The 15,577-nt window shown below is 61.1% G+C and carries 18 protein-coding genes; 5 read left to right on the top strand and 13 right to left on the bottom strand.

All coding sequences use genetic code 11. The features are described from left to right. Window positions 1-8 precede the first annotated feature (8 nt). The 12 genes from H9S92_RS03695 to H9S92_RS22620 all read right to left on the bottom strand — a co-directional run bounded on the left by H9S92_RS03695 (window position 9) and on the right by H9S92_RS22620 (window position 9,829). Window positions 9-422, bottom strand: a complete 414-nt coding sequence (locus tag H9S92_RS03695; RefSeq protein ID WP_187465369.1) for a GPW/gp25 family protein — start codon at window positions 420-422, stop codon at window positions 9-11. Window positions 423-428: 6 nt separating this feature from the next. Beyond that, window positions 429-725 carry a PAAR domain-containing protein gene (locus H9S92_RS03690; RefSeq protein ID WP_187465368.1) on the bottom strand — a complete coding sequence of 99 codons (297 nt, stop codon included), beginning with the start codon at window positions 723-725 and terminating at the stop codon, window positions 429-431. A 3-nt stretch (window positions 726-728) separates the two neighbouring features. Further along, window positions 729-2,456 (bottom strand): type VI secretion system tip protein VgrG, encoded by a 1,728-nt coding sequence (gene vgrG / locus H9S92_RS03685; protein WP_187465367.1) that lies wholly within the window; start codon window positions 2,454-2,456, stop codon window positions 729-731. Continuing rightward, complete coding sequence (locus H9S92_RS03680; protein WP_187465366.1) at window positions 2,453-3,133, bottom strand: CIS tube protein; 681 nt, start codon at window positions 3,131-3,133, stop codon at window positions 2,453-2,455. Before H9S92_RS03680 ends, vgrG begins: the two co-directional genes overlap by 4 nt. A gap of 52 nt (window positions 3,134-3,185) precedes the next feature. After that, window positions 3,186-3,365, bottom strand: coding sequence for a DUF5908 family protein (locus H9S92_RS03675; RefSeq protein WP_187465365.1), 180 nt, complete (start codon window positions 3,363-3,365; stop codon window positions 3,186-3,188). 107 nt (window positions 3,366-3,472) lie between these two features. Then, window positions 3,473-3,907, bottom strand: coding sequence for a phage tail protein (locus tag H9S92_RS03670; protein WP_187465364.1), 435 nt, complete (start codon window positions 3,905-3,907; stop codon window positions 3,473-3,475). Between the two features lie 12 nt (window positions 3,908-3,919). Next, window positions 3,920-4,351 (bottom strand): phage tail protein, encoded by a 432-nt coding sequence (locus H9S92_RS03665; RefSeq protein ID WP_187465363.1) that lies wholly within the window; start codon window positions 4,349-4,351, stop codon window positions 3,920-3,922. A gap of 20 nt (window positions 4,352-4,371) precedes the next feature. Further along, the gene (locus tag H9S92_RS03660) at window positions 4,372-6,096 is read right to left on the bottom strand and encodes a phage tail sheath family protein (RefSeq protein WP_187465362.1); all 1,725 of its coding nucleotides are present in this window, start codon (window positions 6,094-6,096) and stop codon (window positions 4,372-4,374) included. 12 nt (window positions 6,097-6,108) lie between these two features. Beyond that, complete coding sequence (locus tag H9S92_RS03655) at window positions 6,109-7,566, bottom strand: phage tail sheath family protein (RefSeq protein WP_187465361.1); 1,458 nt, start codon at window positions 7,564-7,566, stop codon at window positions 6,109-6,111. Window positions 7,567-7,571: 5 nt separating this feature from the next. Then, the gene (locus H9S92_RS03650) at window positions 7,572-8,342 is read right to left on the bottom strand and encodes a hypothetical protein (RefSeq protein WP_187465360.1); all 771 of its coding nucleotides are present in this window, start codon (window positions 8,340-8,342) and stop codon (window positions 7,572-7,574) included. Continuing rightward, window positions 8,342-8,980, bottom strand: a complete 639-nt coding sequence (locus H9S92_RS03645) for a DUF4255 domain-containing protein (protein ID WP_187465359.1) — start codon at window positions 8,978-8,980, stop codon at window positions 8,342-8,344. The genes H9S92_RS03650 and H9S92_RS03645 overlap by 1 nt, the downstream gene beginning before the upstream one ends. A 246-nt stretch (window positions 8,981-9,226) precedes the next feature. Then, on the bottom strand, window positions 9,227-9,829 hold the full coding sequence (locus H9S92_RS22620) for a response regulator transcription factor (protein ID WP_290283562.1): 603 nt from the start codon (window positions 9,827-9,829) through the stop codon (window positions 9,227-9,229). Window positions 9,830-10,138: 309 nt separating this feature from the next. Between H9S92_RS22620 and H9S92_RS03635 the strand changes: the two genes are divergently transcribed. Next, the gene (locus H9S92_RS03635) at window positions 10,139-11,941 is read left to right on the top strand and encodes a vWA domain-containing protein (protein WP_187465358.1); all 1,803 of its coding nucleotides are present in this window, start codon (window positions 10,139-10,141) and stop codon (window positions 11,939-11,941) included. Window positions 11,942-12,064: 123 nt separating this feature from the next. On the opposite strand, the gene H9S92_RS03630 is transcribed toward H9S92_RS03635, so the two are convergent. Beyond that, window positions 12,065-13,048 carry a pyruvate dehydrogenase complex E1 component subunit beta gene (locus H9S92_RS03630; protein WP_187465357.1) on the bottom strand — a complete coding sequence of 328 codons (984 nt, stop codon included), beginning with the start codon at window positions 13,046-13,048 and terminating at the stop codon, window positions 12,065-12,067. A 167-nt stretch (window positions 13,049-13,215) separates the two neighbouring features. Here H9S92_RS03630 and H9S92_RS03625 point away from each other — a divergent pair, with 167 nt between their 5' ends. The 4 genes from H9S92_RS03625 to ribD all read left to right on the top strand — a co-directional run bounded on the left by H9S92_RS03625 (window position 13,216) and on the right by ribD (window position 15,558). After that, on the top strand, window positions 13,216-13,374 hold the full coding sequence (locus tag H9S92_RS03625; protein ID WP_187465356.1) for a hypothetical protein: 159 nt from the start codon (window positions 13,216-13,218) through the stop codon (window positions 13,372-13,374). 104 nt (window positions 13,375-13,478) lie between these two features. After that, entirely contained in the window at window positions 13,479-13,808 is a 330-nt protein-coding gene (ytxJ, locus tag H9S92_RS03620) for a bacillithiol system redox-active protein YtxJ (RefSeq protein WP_187465355.1), read from the top strand. Then, window positions 13,805-14,515, top strand: a complete 711-nt coding sequence (gene mnmD, locus H9S92_RS03615) for a tRNA (5-methylaminomethyl-2-thiouridine)(34)-methyltransferase MnmD (RefSeq protein WP_187465354.1) — start codon at window positions 13,805-13,807, stop codon at window positions 14,513-14,515. The genes ytxJ and mnmD overlap by 4 nt, the downstream gene beginning before the upstream one ends. Beyond that, entirely contained in the window at window positions 14,512-15,558 is a 1,047-nt protein-coding gene (gene ribD, locus H9S92_RS03610) for a bifunctional diaminohydroxyphosphoribosylaminopyrimidine deaminase/5-amino-6-(5-phosphoribosylamino)uracil reductase RibD (RefSeq protein ID WP_187465353.1), read from the top strand. The genes mnmD and ribD overlap by 4 nt, the downstream gene beginning before the upstream one ends. The last annotated feature ends 19 nt before the right edge of the window (window positions 15,559-15,577 follow it).

Below are 15,577 nucleotides of genomic sequence, written 5' to 3'. Positions count from 1 at the left end.
GGCGGAGATTAGGGTGTTTCGACCTGGCTGCCTTCAGCGAGGTAGAAGGGATAGACGAAATTGAAGCGGGAGTTCGTCGCCCGCACGCGGTAATCCAGGCGCAACTCGATACGGCCCTCCGTCAAAAAGCGGTTGTCCAGGCTGAGTTCCAGCACCTCGATGCGGGGTTCAAAGCGAAGAATAGCCGTCTTCATCCGGTCAAAAAGCAGGGTCTGCGTACCCGTGTCCATGCTCTCGAAAAGAAGGTCGCGCACGGAGGCCCCGTACTCGGGCAGCATCACCCGTTCGCCGGGTAGTGTACCGATGAGGATGCGGAGGCTCTCCTCAATGTCCTGGGTGCCGGCACTTAAAGCAACCGTTCCGCTTTCCCGCGGGAAGGCGGGCGGAAAACTCCAACCGATGCCGAGAAATGCTTTTTCCATGGTTGTTTAGTTGATGAGGACGGTAGTAAAACCCACGGCAATGCTGCCGCCGTGGGCGGTGCTGTCCCCCTGCCGGGCGGCGGGCATTCCGCCGATGAGGACGCTGCCGGAGCCCGCAATGATGCTGTCGGGTGGCCCTACGCAGGTGAGGGAATCGCCCACCACGGCGGCGGGCATTCCGCCGATCAGGACGGTCGCCACCCCCGGCCCGATGACCGGCCCGCCAACGTGGGGAACGGGCGGCGTACCCGGCGTCTGCAGGGGGCAGGTGTGGAAATCTCCGATTCTGGCGGCGGGGGGCATGGCTTAGTTGATTTGTACGAGTGATCCTTTGAGGGTTAGGGTGGCGCCGGCTTCGAATTTGCCGTTGGCCGAGGCGTTGATCTCCACCGTGGTACCCTCCGCCGTGATGCCGTTGCTGGCTTTCAGCACCAGGTCGCTGGCGCTGTTGATCTCGATGCCGGCGGAGGAGAAGGTGATGGCGTTGCCGTGCTGGTCTTGCAAGACAATCTTGCCGTCTTTGCCCAACAGGGCCAGGCTATCGCCCGCCTCAGTTTCCAGTGTGATGGCGTTTTCTTCGTCGTCTACCACCAGCTTGTTGCCGGCCCGGCTGACGTAGCCGGCCCGGTAGTTGTCTTCTTCCGGCGGCAGGGGAGAGGGCTGCGCAGAGCTGTGGAGCCCGGCCAGGATGATGGGATGACGCGGATCGTCGTCCAAAAAACCCACCAGCACCTCTTCCCCTACGGAAGGCCGGAAGATCATCCCCGCTGCGTTGCCGCCCACCGTGCTGGCCAGGCGGGCCCAATTGCCTTCTCCCTCGGGCTGGAGGGCGGGGATTTTTACCAGGATGCGCTCCTCGCCCGCCGGGTCATCGTGCATCTGCACCACGGTGGCAATCTGGAGGCCACTCACCGCCGGCAACAGCCCCGCCGCCGGTGGCGCACTCACCGCAAACCGCCCGGTAAACCACTCGGGGTCCAGGCCCAGCTGCGCACTCGTCCGCCACTGACCATCGGCAATTTCGTGGCGGATGCCGCTGACGTAAATCAGCCCGTTGAAAACCTCGCCCAGGCCCGCCAGCTCTACTGTATCGCCTACGCTCACTTCGCTGGTTCCCTGGAATTCGGCAGTGGCGCGGACACGGGCCAGCTGGCTGCGGCGGGCCAGTACCCCCGCCCACGTACTCAGTTCGGAGGCTTCCAGTGCGCCGCCGTGGCATTCGGTCAACGGACCCCGACCGTGGAGATCAGCCAGGGCATCGGTGCTGTAGGCATTTCCCGGCCCGGCGGCAGAAGGCGGGGCGCTTTCGGTGATGGTTTCGGCGTTGGCGGGAGACCAGGCCCGGGCCTCGGCTTCGGCGTACTGGGTGCGGGTGTCGAGCTCCGCGTCGAAGTTGAGCAGGTTGGCCCCGTATTCCAACTTGAGGACGCCCGTGGGGCCCGTAGCCGGGGCCGCAATCCGCAGACTGCCGTCCCGGGTGATGCACACCAGGCCATTGGCTTCCACCCGGCTCATGATGAAGTCCCAGTCGCTGCTGCGGTACTGGGTCAGTTCGGGAATTACCGCCGTCGTACTTTCCCCGTCAACCTGCAATCCCGCGCCGTTGATGATGCTTTCCCAGGCGTCCGAGTCGGTCTGGTCGCTGAAGTAGCGGCTCTTGCGGCCCATCGTCAGGCGGTAGGCGGGGTCTTTGACGGTGACGATGAGCAAGGAGCGCTGCTCGCGGATGCGGATTTGCTGGCTGACCACCTCCCCGCTGAAAATTGGGGCGTTGACGGCGCGGTACCCGGCCTCAACGCTGATCTTTTTACCCGGTGCAAAGGCTTCCCCTTCGCTGATGCGGAAAGTTTGTTCCTGCACCGCCCCGTCGCGGATGATGAGCGTGGCCACGGGGATTCGGTTGACTTCCTGGTCCACCACAATGGAGAGCAGGGTCAACTCCGGACCAACGGCGTTGCCTTCACTCTTAATGGTGTAGGTCGCCACCGTGGGCGCGGCCGAAGTCGGGATGATTCTGGAAGGGGGCGCACTCATACTTTACGGGTTTGGAGGGGTGGAAAGGCCAGTTGGCTGCCGACGGCAAGGGAGCGGAAACTGCTCAGCCCATTGGCCCTGGCCACGGCCATCAGTTGGCTGGTGTCGCCGTAGATTTCCTGGCAGAGGTTGGCCAGGGTGTCGCCGGCCCGAATGACCCGTAGGTGGGTCAGGTCGGGCGAAAGCAAATTGTCAATCGCCAGCCGCAGCAAGTCGCTGAAACTTCCCTTGAAAGCCAGCTCCACCGTCGCCCGGATCGGGGTGCCGTCGGCGGCAAAAAGCTTGTATTTGATGTTCATCGCCGTTACCCGGCCCTTGAAAATCATCTTGCCCCAGATGATCATAAAGTGCCGCGGCTCGTGGGTCTCGCTCTCTACGTCCAGCAAAAAGGCTTTGAACGCTTCGAGCTCGACGTGGACATCCGGACGAGGAAGACCGTCCAGGATGCCCGTGTTGTCGAAGTGCAGCTCGCAACTGAATACTTCCGGGTTTTTGCGTACAAAGGCCGCTTCGCTGCCCGTACTGCCCGTCGCTGTTTCCGTGTTGTACTCAATGGCGTGGTCCATCGCGTAGCTCTCCGGATTGACCAGCACGGGGAAGGCCGGTACCGTGGCGGGCCGCGTGTATTCGCTGTCCGTAAACGCCAGGATTTTCATTTTTTCCAGTGGACCGAGCATGGGGATGAGGCTGTTTAGCAGGTGGTTAAGGGAGGTTTTCGGGGCGGCGTACTCACCGCTCCTGTTTGTTTCTCATGATTCGCAGCGTCTGCTCTACGCACTCCCGCACCAGGGCGTCCTGGCCGTTTTCCTGGATGCGCTGCCGTTCCTCGGGCCGCGCCTGCGTCACGGGAGCCTGCGCCTTTTGGTCGGTTTTAACGGTGATGATGAATTCTTTGATGGTGACCGGCATGACGGTGAAATGAGGTTGGTAAGACAAAGGGCGCGGCCGCAGGTGCTCCCCCCCGCCCCCCCGAAGGGGGGAGAAAGTTGAAGGAGCAGTGGCCGTCCGAGGAGGCGTTAGTTGACGCGGAAGGTGCGGTAGCTCAACTCCAGGCTTTCGATCACCAGGGCGTTTTCCTCGGCGTTGAGGTCGGAGATGGACCACTTCCGGGGCCAGGCGCGGTCGACGTGCCAGCTCCGCAACGGAACCCCCGCCGGATCCAGCAGGTGGACGGTAACGGTAGTGGGTGCAAACACCCGCTCTTCAAAGGCTTCCCGGCACCAGGTCACCAGGGCCGAGTCGGTCACCAGCGCCCGTTTCAGCACCAGATCGCTGTACTGCGTCCGCACCGGCAGCTTATGCTCAAAGCGGTTCTCGCCGCCTTCCACCACGGCTTCGGTAGCGTACTCTACTCCCAGGCCACTGACGGACTGGAAGCGGTAGTCTACCGAGCCAATGTCGAAGGCAAAGTGAACGCTGAAGTGAAACCCGACGGCAAAGGGCGGCTGCATGGTGCTCTGCTTTTAGTTTTCCATCAGTTCCATGCGGTCGGTAGCCACCTCAATGGCTTCTACGGCCACTTCGTTGGTGTCGGCTTTGAGCTCGCTGGCCGTGTACTTCACCACGAAGCAGTTCATCGCCCGCCAGGTCATCACCGGCTCCAGGGCGTCGTTGAGGAGCTTGATCGTCAGGTCGCGCCGCTCCGTGCTGTTGAACTGGTGGGTCGCAAACCAGCGGTGGAACTCAGAGTCCTGGGCGAAAGTGCCCCGCTTGAGCGTGATGTTGCTGTACGTGATCATTCCCGGCATTTTCAGCTTGGAGGCTACCGGGGTGGATCCTTCGCGGTACTCAATCGGTTCGGTGGAGGATTCAATACCGGTCACTTCGGTAAAGCCTACGCGCTCGCCGCCCCACTCCACGAGGTAGCTGAATTTCAGTAAGGGTAATGTTGCCATGGCAAAAGGGGATTTTCAAATTAGGATTGGGCTTGCTGCTGGGAGAAGCGCAGGATGATGAATTCGGCGGGTCGGACGGGAGCCAGCGAGATTTCGATGATCATGCGGCCACTCGTTACGTCGTCGGCCGTCATCGTCGTGCCCAGCCCGATGGCTACGCGGTAGGCATCGCGGACCCGCGCTCCCTGCAGGGCACCGGCCCGCCACTGGAGCTCCAGGAAGTTTTCGATCATGCCCCTCACCCGGATCCACGTATTGGCGTCGTTGGGCTCGAAGACGAATTGCTCCGCCGCCTTTTTGATGGATTCTTCGAGGAAGATGAGCAAGCGGCGGACGTTCACGTAGCGGTTTTCACTGTCGTTGCCCGCCAGTGTCCGTGCGCCGTAGACGAGGGTGCCCCGGCCCGTGAAAGACCGGATGGCGTTGATGGATTTCCCCCCGGCGGGGTGGATGTTGAGGTTGCCCAGTTGGGCCGTAGTGAAGCGGACGGCCGGGGCCAAAACGCCGTTCAGGCTTTCGTTGGCGGGGGCCTTCCACACGCCGCGCTGGGCGTCGGTGCGGGCGTAAATCCCGGTCACGGCCCCGGAAGGCGGCGTCGCTTGTGGCAAATTGTTGATGCCGTCGGCAATGGCCCGGTAGGCCGGGAAGAGATTGCGGAGGTTGGCCTCCGGCTGGTAGGCGGCCTCCAGCGCAGTGCGGTAGGCGGCGTGGGTTTCGCTCAGCCGTCCACTCGCCGCCGGAATGCCGGCCGCTTGGGCAGGGTCGGTGTCGTCAATGCCCGTGTAGGCCGTCAACGCCGCCAGGAAAGCATCGCGGGGCGTCGTTACCGTAACGGGCGTGCCGTCCGCGTCCGCATCCGTTGCGTCGTGCAAGTCGGAAATGGCCGTTGTCAATGCCGTCTCGTCGGCGCCAACGCCCGCAGGGTCGGCGCGGAAGTCGCGGTAGGCACTGTCTACGTCGTCAATTAGATCGTAGCGGGCCAGGAGGTTGACGACGTTGGCATCGTTGTTCTGGAGCCCGGCGTTGGTCAGTCCGCCGGCGATGGGTCCCGTTGGCCCGTTGAGCGCCATGCCCCGGAGCATGCCGTAGTTGATGCCCCGTTCCAGGCGAACGCTGAGCCAGGGCGTATACGCTGCACCGTACTTTAGGTTGTTGGTGCCGATTTCGTCCCGGAAATTCGTGCCAAGGGTATCGGTTTCTACGCAGTCACACACCGTAAAGCGGTCTTGCAGGGCACCGCACTGGGCCAGGGCTACTTGCTGGATCCCCGCCAGTTCCGCCGCCGTCAGCGCCGCCGCGTCGGGGAACAGGAGCAGCGTCGGCTCATCCACCAGGGCAATCTGGGCCAGCGCCCGGCCGGCGCCGGTGAAGTCTGCCGGGTCGATCCCGCCAGCGTAGTTGCCAGTGGAACAGACGAAGCATTCTCCACCCCCGTTGGCGTAGAAAAGGCGGATGGCGTCGTAGAGATGGAAGGGAATGTTGACGTCGGCCGTGATGAAGTTGTTGTTCGCATCCAGCGTAGCCGAGGTGATCGTGGGGCGAGGACCGTAGCCGAAGATGGCTTCGTAATCTTTTTGGCTTTCAATGCGCTGGGGCCGGTCGACCAGGCTTTCCCCAAAGCCGTCGGTGCTGATCTCGGTGTAGCCAATGAAGGCGGGGATGGCCGTGGGCACGGCCGCCACCGAGGGGGGGAGGGTGCGGATTTCCTGGACGTAAACACCGGGAACTCTCAGGTTGGCAAGCATGGGGATAATGATTTAGCTGGTGGGTAAGTGTTGCATAAAGCGGAGGATGATGAATTCAGCGGGGCGTACGGGCGCTACGGCGATCTCGACGATCATGCGGCCATCGACTACGTCCTGGGCCGTCATCGTCTGCCCCAGGCCAATGGCTACCCGGAAGGCGTGGTCGGGCCGGGCCCCTTGCAAGGCACCGTCGCGCCAGAGCAGCGTCAGGAAGTTCTCGATCATGCCCCGTACCCGGACCCAGGTATTGGCATCATTGGGCTCGAAGACGAATTGCTCGGTGGCTTTTTTAACGGACTCCTCCAGCATGTTCATCAGGCGGCGGACGTTCACGTAGCGGTATTCGCCGTCGTTGCCGGCCAGCGTGCGCGCACCGTACACCAGGGTGCCCCGGCCGGTGAAAAAGCGGATGGCGTTGATGGATTTCCCGGAGGTGACATCCACGTTGAGGTTGCCCAATTCGCTTTCGGTGAAGGCACGGCTGGGTCGGCCAACACCGTTGATGCTGACGTTGGCGGGGGCTTTCCAGACGCCCCGGTTGCGGTCCGTTTCGGCGTAAAGACCGACCACCGCACCACTCGGCGGCACGGCCACGGGCGTAGCGTTGAGGCCGCGCATGATGCCCTTGTAAATGCCCGAGCTTTGCAGGAGATCATTTTCCGCATCCTGGCGGGCTTCTGGCGTTGTGGCGGCGGCTACGGCGGCCACCAGCGCAGGGGCAACGTCGGTCAACACTGCCGTCAGTCCTAACCCTGCACCTGCGCCCCGGCGCCCAAAAACGTTACCGAAGTCGTTGGCGAAGAGGGTCTTGGGCAAGGCCGCTTCCAGCCAGGGCGTGTAGGCGGCGCCGTATTTGAGGCCGTTGGTGCCGGTTTGGTTGCGGAAGTCGGCCCCGGTGAGGTCATTGGCCAGCAGGTCGAGCACCCCGAAGCGGTCACCCAACGTGCGGCAGTGGGTGAGGATTTGGTCGGCCAGCCCGTAGTAGGCGTTGAAGGCGGCAGGGTCTGCGGGTTCGGGGATGGATACTGCATCCGGTGCCAGCACGAGCGTGGGCTCATCCCAGGTTTCCAGTGCCGTAAGGCCGGCCGTAAAGTCGGCCACCGCCGGGTTGGCTGGAAAGCCGTCGGCCAGGGAAACAATGAAGCAATCGCCGCCACCGTTGGCGTAAAAGAGCCGGACGGCATCGTAGAGGTAAAAGCGCTGGCTGACGCTGGCCCGGAGGAAAGCGCCGGTTTCGTCCAGCTCCACACTGCCTACCGTGGGCGTGGCTCCGCGCCCGTAGCGGGCCTCGAACTCGAGCAGGGAACCGATGCGCTGCGGAGTGGTCTGCCCCAGGTCTGCCCCAGCGGCATTGCGGCGAAAGGCGGTGTAGCCCAGGAAGGCTGGCAGGGCCGTCTCAACGGCCGCAACCGCAGGCGGAAAGGTGGATATTTCCTCGACGTAGACGCCGGGGATGGGGTAATTAGCCATAGCTGCTAGGGGTTGGGAGATGGTTTGAAATGAAGGTCACAGGCCGCCGCTACCCACCCGGCCAGTTGCAGGTCGATCACGCCGAGGAGTTCCGGGCGGTCGGTCAGCCCCACCACCAGGTTTTGGTTGTCGATGTTGGTGCCCGTGAAGCGGTAAAGGCCCGCCGCCAGCGTGGGCAGTTCGAGCAAGTAATGGTCGGTAGTTGCCGCGCCGCCGCCCACGGGGAGGGTACGCAAGACGGGATTGCCAGCCAGTAAGGGGTCCCGGAGTTGCACTTGGCCGTCGGTACCCGGGGCCAGTTGGTTCAGGCGCACCTGCCGGGCCTGGCTGTTTTCAAAGTGGATGGCCCGCAGGTCGCCGGCCGTCAGGTCGTGCTGGGCCGCCGGCGTTGCTCCAGCGTTGCTGAGGTAAAAAAGCTTACCCTGCCGGCTGCTGATGCCAAAATCGGTGGCGGCCGCAAAACCGGGGTCGCGCAGGGCCACCCCGAGTTGCAGGCGCAGGCCCGGTTCAACCGGCGTGAAGGTGTCTTTGGCCAGCAGCCAGCCCCCCAACGTGGAAGTTACCCAGCGGAGGTTGAAGCGCTGCAGGGTGGCCGCGCCCGCCGCCGTCGGAAAAATATCCAGCAGGTTGCGCAGGTCGTAGCGGAGGTAGTCCTGCCGCTCGGCGATGGTCAGGGCACTGCCGTCGTGCGGGACTTTTCCCGCCATCCGCCCCAGGTAGGTGGGGTGCCAGCAGCGGAGGGTGAGCAGTTTGCGGTAGCCGATCTGGAAGCCCATCAGTAAATGCTTTCGTTGAGGGTGATCTGGTTGATGGGCGGGCCCACGGTGGGTTGGTCGGGGACCATCTCGACGTTGGCCGTTTGGACCATGTAGAGCACGGAGGGCAACTGCTTGCCCCCCAGCATACTCCACAGGTGGTTTTCTTCCTCGAAGGTGGGCGAAAGCAGGTTGAACTTCAGGCTCCGTTCCCCGAAAAGCACGCCCGCTGGCCAGGTCACCACCCCGTCGTCGGTCAGGTTCTTGCGCTGCTGGAAGACGGCAATGACGTTGGAAAGGATATCGAGCGCATTGGCGTAGTTCTGGTGGTTGGCCGTGATGAGCAGGTAGAGGTTCAGGCCCACGGGTGGGTTGCGGTACAAAATGCCGTCGCTGGCATCAGTAGCCAGGGGGTTGGCGCGGTAGTTGCGCTGGTTTTTGCGCGTGGGGTCTTCTTCGGTTCTGACGAGGGTGAGCACTACCGCATCGCTCAAAGCGTGCTCCGTCCCATCGGTGGCCGTGCCGAGGGAGTCGGCCCGGGCGATGTTGCCGATCAGGACGCGGTTCAGGTCCCAGGTCTGGATCTCATTGAGGCGGTCCTGGAGATAGCCCCTGACGACCCCCAGGAGGGCACTGACATTATCTTGTACGCTGGGCATGTGTTTTTGGGAGTGGGATTGACGATGTAAAATTGCCGCTTTATCCCCCTCAAAAAATCCTTAGAAACCCGGATTTTGAAAAATCATGGTTTTCCATGAGTGGAGTAATGGGTAAAGGGTAAACGGGGGAAAGGGAGCTACCGCCCGGGGTAGGGGAGAGCGTTCAATAATGCAGCAGTTCATAGTTCAGCAGACATCCTTAGATGAACAGGCTCACTACGCACTACTGAACTATGCACTGAAAAACTACCCCACCAACTCCCGCCGCAGTGCTTCCCGGACGATGCCGGCGGTATTCCGGACCCCCAGCTTCTGAAGAATGTGCGAGCGGTGGGTTTCCACGGTGCAGCGGTTGACGAAGAGTTGCCCGGCAATTTCGTCGGTGGTGTGTTCCTGTACGATGAGTTCGAGCACCTGCCGCTCGCGCTTGGTCAGGGCCTCGGTGGTGCCCTGGGGGTAGTCTCCGCGCTGCCGGCCCAGCCACGCCGCGCTCAAGGTGGGATCGATAAAAGTGCTGCCTTCCCGGACGCAGCCGACGGCCTGGCAGAGGCTTTCCGAGGGCGTTCCTTGTAAGAGGTAAGCCACCGCGCCCGCCTTGAAATAGCGCTTTACGGCAGTCATCGGCTGGTAGCTGCCCAGCAGAATGGTGGGTTTCAGTCCTTTGCGCAGTACTTCCAGGACGGCGGAGGCCGGCCGGTTGCCAATGACCACGATGGCCAAATCGTAAGCTCCCTCGGGAACCGCCCCGAAGGGCAGTAAACGCCGCTGGGCGCCAGGCAGGCATCGCTGGAGAATTTGGGACAGGCCGGTTTGGTAGATGGGGGAGCCCCCGATGAGCAGGTAGTTCATGAAAATCTCGGTTGGAATGGGATAGATGGGATAGGAATACAATGATCGGGCCAACGGGGCGCGTTGGCCATATAACTTTAGTTGCTTCAGGCCGGGGACGCCTGGGGGCAGGGTGTACAGCGAATAGTAAATGCAGGAGACAGTGTGCCACTTTATCGTCCCACAGCGGCTTCGCGTTACTCTGCGGAACGAGATAATTTTCGTTGGAGCCCGCTTCCATTTTTTTCGCACGAATGAACGGGGATCTTTTTTTCTGAGGGATGTATGCAAAAATGCTTCAGCGTTCATCCAAATGAAAAAACCACTGGTATGAAGCACTTTCTTCCCCTCCTGGCCATCTTTTTTACCCTGCAACTTTCTGCCCAGGCTGACTGCATTTCCGGGATAGTTGTAGATGATTCCGGCGCTCCCCTGATTGGCGTCGGTATTCTCCTCAAAGGCACTAACTCGGGGGCGGTGTCCGATCGGGACGGCAAATTTTCGCTCTGCGGACTGGCTCCCGCAAAACAGGTACGCCTCAACATTTCTTACACTGGATTCGTAACGCAGGATGCGGATTACCTGGTCGGGGATAGCCTGATTCGGGTTGTTATGATCGGTCAGGTGTTGCTCGAGGAGGTAGTTGTTACGGGCTACGGTACAACGGCAAAAAGGGAAATGTCTGCTGCGGTTGTCCACCAGGAAGACCTCAGCAGTATCTCCCGCAAGCGCAGAGGTCCAAAACCGGCGACGGGGAACAGCCACCGTACTGACCCCGAAAGCAGAGAATCCTACAATGAAATCCTTCCCAACAAATTCATTGCTACCCAGAAGGAAAATACCTCCACGATTTCTACCGATGTGGACCGGGCGGCGTATGCCAACGTCCGCCGCTTTCTCCATGCCGGCACCTTACCCCCGGCCGATGCAGTAAGGTCCGAAGAGATGATCAACTACTTCCCCTATGAGGACCCCAACCCATCTTCCAAAAGCGACATTGCGCTTCGCAGCGAGTTGATGACCTGCCCCTGGAACTCCAACAATCAACTCCTCCGCATCAGCGCAAAAACGATGCCCCTGGCTCCGGCGGAAATCCCCCCCTCGAATCTGGTTTTCCTGCTCGACGTATCGGGCAGTATGACGAGCTACAACAAATTGCCCCTGGTGAAACAGAGTCTGCTCCTGCTGGCCCAGTCCCTAAGGCCTTCCGATAAAGTATCCATTGTCGTTTACGCCGGTGCCGCTGGCCTGGTGTTGCCACCCACGTCCAATGCCGCGTCTATCTTCAATGCGCTGGAGGATCTTCAGGCAGGGGGCTCTACGGCCGGCGGTGCCGGTATCCAGCTGGCTTACCAGGTGGCCACAGAAAGCTTTATTGCCGGCGGTAATAACCGCATCATTCTGGCCACCGATGGCGACTTCAACGTCGGCATCACCAACCAAAATGAGCTGGTGAAACTCATCGAAGAAAAAAGAGAAACAGGCATCTACCTCACGGTGCTCGGCTTCGGCACTGGCAACTACCAGGAAGGCACCATGCAATTGCTGGCCAACAAAGGCAACGGTAACCATGCCTACATCGATACTCCCGCCGAGGCCCATAAAGTATTGGTTGAGGAATTCGGCGGAACCCTTTACACCGTAGCGAAAGATGTCAAACTCCAACTCGAATTTCAGAAAAACGCAGTAGCTGAATACCGGCTCATCGGCTACGAAAACCGCCTGCTCAACCAGGAGGATTTTGATGATGACACCAAGGACGCTGCCGAAATGGGTGCTGGACACAACGTTACCGTTCTATACGAGCTGGTGCCTGCCCCGGACTTTGCCAACTACCAAAGCATCGGAGAACTACGCCTGCGCTATAAGCCAGATGTAGTGGGAGCCTCCCAGAAAATAGTCCACCCCATCACCAAACGCAACGAACGAAGGGAAAAACCCTCCGCTGACTTACGCTGGTCAGCCGCCGTAGCAGAATTTGCCATGCTTCTCGCTGGCAGTGAATACCTCGGGGATGCTACCTGGGAACATTGCCTCGAACTCGCTGAAAATGCCCGGGGAAAGGACCCCAATGGCTACCGCGCAGAAATGATCGGACTGATCAAAACGGCTCAAATGATCAGCGCCAGGTAGCTATAATGCAGGGGGGGGATCCGTAGACAAGCCGCGAAGACTTACCCAAGGATTCCCCCCCTTTACCTCTCCCCGCGTAGGGCACTTGGGCTCCGGCGGAAAGCAGCAACAGCGGACCAGCCACTACTTCACGTAAGCCACCTCCTTTACCGCACGAATAATTTTCGTAGGGTTGGGCAGGAATTCCTCCACCAGGGTGGGCGCGTAGCCCAGGGAAACATCGGCGCTGTTCACCCGGATGACCGGAGCATCCAGGTAATCGAAGGCCGATTTCTGGATTTCATATGCAATCTCCGAACTGACGCCAGCGAAGGGCCAGGCCTCATCAATGACTACCGCACGGTTCGTTTTCTTGACGGACTCCACAATCGTCTTCCGGTCGAGCGGGCGAATCGTCCGCAGGTCAATGACCTCCGCAGAGATGCCTTCTTTAGCGAGTTCTTCGGCGGCTTCCAGGGCAACGAGAACCATCTTATTGTAGGCAATCAGCGTCACGTCCGTCCCTTCCCGGCGCACGGCTGCTTTACCGATCGGTACCAGGTATTCTCCCTCGGGGACCTCGTCTTCGTAGCCATACAACAATTCCGATTCCATTACGCACACCGGGTCGTTATCGCGAATGGCGCTTTTCAGCAAGCCTTTGGCATCGGCGGGGTGTACACAAGAAATCACTTTCAGTCCGGGCGTGTTGGCCATCCAGCTCTCAAAAGTCTGGCTGTGTTGCTGCGCCAGCTGCCCCGCCGAACCCGACGGGCCCCGAAACACGATCGGGCAATTGAACTGCCCCGCACTCTGCGAAAGCGTCTTGGCCGCGTTGTTGATGATCTGGTCGAAGGCCAGCACCGCAAAGTTCCAGGTCATGAACTCCACGATGGGCCGCAGGCCATTCATCGCCGCGCCAACGCCAATGCCCGCAAAACCGAGCTCGGCAATCGGGGTGTCGATAACGCGCCGGGGACCGAACTCGTCGAGCATCCCTTTACTGACTTTGTAAGCACCGTTGTACTGGGCTACTTCCTCACCCATGAGGAAAACCTTGTCGTCACGACGCATCTCTTCAATCATCGCTTCGCGGAGCGCGTCACGGAGGGCAATTTTTCTGGCCATAGTGGGTTATCTTTGCGGGCGCAAATGTAGCGCTTCACCAACACTTCTAAAAACGATTTGCCGGTGGGCGCAACACTACCGCCCCGCGGTACGTTTTCGGTCCTAACAACGCCGCCCCAGGCAGGGTTGGCCGTTTCTTCAGATTACTCCAGTTATCGTAATTTCCCATGAAAGTTTCTTTTCGCAACTCCCGTACCCTGGTAGTGATGGCTGCCGTAGCCCTCTCCACCCTGAGCTCCTGCAACCGCGGGATGGGCTGCCCCACCAACTTTTCCCTCAACGAATTCTTTGCAGATTGTGTTTCAGTTGCTTTGAACCTGCTTTAGTGGACTAAACCGGAACTGCTGCTACCCCGCCCAGCGCCTGAACCCGCCGCCCGCAGTAGCTCCAGATTCCGTTTCCGGCCGCTGGCAAACTGAACCCGCTTTCCATGCATTGGCATTCTCTCACTTCCGTCAGTGACGTTCACGACCTCATTGAGCGCAGCCGCGTCGTGCCCTGTCTCATTCTTAAGCACAGCACCCGCTGCCCCATCAGTTCCATGGCCAAACACCGCCTGGAACTCGGTTGGGATCTCGAACCAGATACGGTAGAAACCTACTACCTGGACCTGATCCGCTACCGCGAAGTGAGTAATTTCATTGCCGATACATTTGAGATTCCCCACGAGTCGCCCCAGGCCCTGCTCATCAAAGGCGGCGTTTGCGTTTACGATGCTTCGCATCTGGACATTCGCGTCGACGAACTGCGCGCAGCGTGAGTACGGAAACGGTGTTACTGACCACCGGCGACGGCAGCCACAGCATCGTCAGCCAGCCCTTTGGCGTCCCCTACCACAGTTGCCACGGGGCCATTCAGGAAAGTCGTCACGTCTTCTTAGACGCGGGCCTCTGGGACCGCCTGGGGGAAGGGCCGCCGCAGCTCCGCATCCTCGAGATGGGCTTTGGCACCGGTCTCAACGCCCTGCTCACCCGGCAGGTAGCCACTCATTTCCCCTGTACGGCCATCCACTATTACGCCTGCGAACGCTTTCCCCTGCCCAGCGCCACGGCCGCCCACCTCAACTACCCCGAATTACTGAATCTCCCCAGGGCCGACTTCCTGGCCCTGCACGACGCTCCCTGGGGCCAGGAAGTTACCCTGGACCCCAATTTTCAGCTCTGGAAATGGGAGGGTGATTTCCTGGCCGGCCTCCCCACGGCCTGGCCCCTGGGCCGGATCGACCTGATTTACTACGACGCCTTCGCGCCCAGCAGCCAGCCCGAACTCTGGACGCCGGAGGCTCTCGCCATTTGCTTCGCCGCCCTCGCGCCGGGGGGCGTTCTGGTGACCTACTGCGCCAAAGGAGCCTTCAAACGCAACCTCAAATCCGTGGGTTTTATCGTCGAAGGCCTCCCCGGCCCGCCGGGTAAGCGCGAGATGGTCCGCGCCCGCCGTCCCTTTTCAAACGCTGAACCCGCGTTATGACCGATCAGGACTATCTCCTCCGCTGTGCCCAGTTGGCCGAGCTGGCCGATGCCCGGGTGCGGGATAATCCCCGCGTCGGTGCCGTCCTCGTTCATGCCGACCGAATTATTGGCGAGGGCTACCACCAGCGGGCTGGCGAAGCCCACGCCGAGGTCAATTGCCTGGCCAGCGTGCGCCCCGCCGATCGGCCGCTCATTCCCGCCAGCACACTCTACATCAGCCTGGAACCCTGCTACGTAACCGGCCGCACGGGGGCTTGTGTGGACGTCATCCGCCGCGAAAAAATCCCCACCGTCGTCTTCGCCCAGCGCGACACCACCACTGGGGCGGGGGGGCAAAGTGTTGCCCTACTGCGCGAAGCGGGCATTACCGTGCGGGAGTACCCGGCGTTTGCCCCAACCCTGGCCCCCAATGCCCACCGCCGGGTTTTTACCCAGCTCGGGCGGCCCTTCGTATTGCTCAAGTTTGCGCAGTCGGCCGACGGATTCCTGCGCCCGGCCAACCGCCAGCAAAAGTACTGGCTCACCAATCCCATCAGCCGCCGCCTCGTCCACCGCTGGCGGGCGAATACCTCGGCCATCCTCGTCGGCGGACGCACCGTGGTGGAAGACGATCCCGCCCTCACCACCCGCCTGTTCCCCGGCCCACACCCCCAGCCCGTCATCGTCGACCCGCGCGACCGCACCACGGGCCGGGAACGCATCTTCCGTGGCGAAGGACCGTCTCCCCTGCTGTTTTCCGGCCTCCCGCGTCCCTCGCTCGAAGTCACGCAGTACGCCATCGGACCCGATTTATCCACCGGGGCGCTGGCGCAGGTGCTGGGCAAGTTGTACGAGCGAGGCTTTGGCCACGTCACCGTCGAAGGCGGCAGCGCACTCCTTCAGGCCTTCTGCACCGCCGGGTGCTGGGATGAAGCCCGCGTCTTCACTACCCCCCACCGCTTCGGTACTGGCCTGCCCGCACCGCAGCTCCCCGCTTCCGCCGCAGCGCTCCGCCATGAATGGATTGGTAGCGACCTCCTGACGGTTTTTACCCCCGGGTGAGAGTTTGTAGTTCATAGTT

This window comes from Neolewinella lacunae (genome assembly GCF_014349155.1).
In the GTDB taxonomy this organism is placed as follows: domain Bacteria; phylum Bacteroidota; class Bacteroidia; order Chitinophagales; family Saprospiraceae; genus Neolewinella; species Neolewinella lacunae.
Note: the sequence above shows the minus strand (reverse complement) of the source record. Positions and strands in the feature narration are given on the sequence as shown.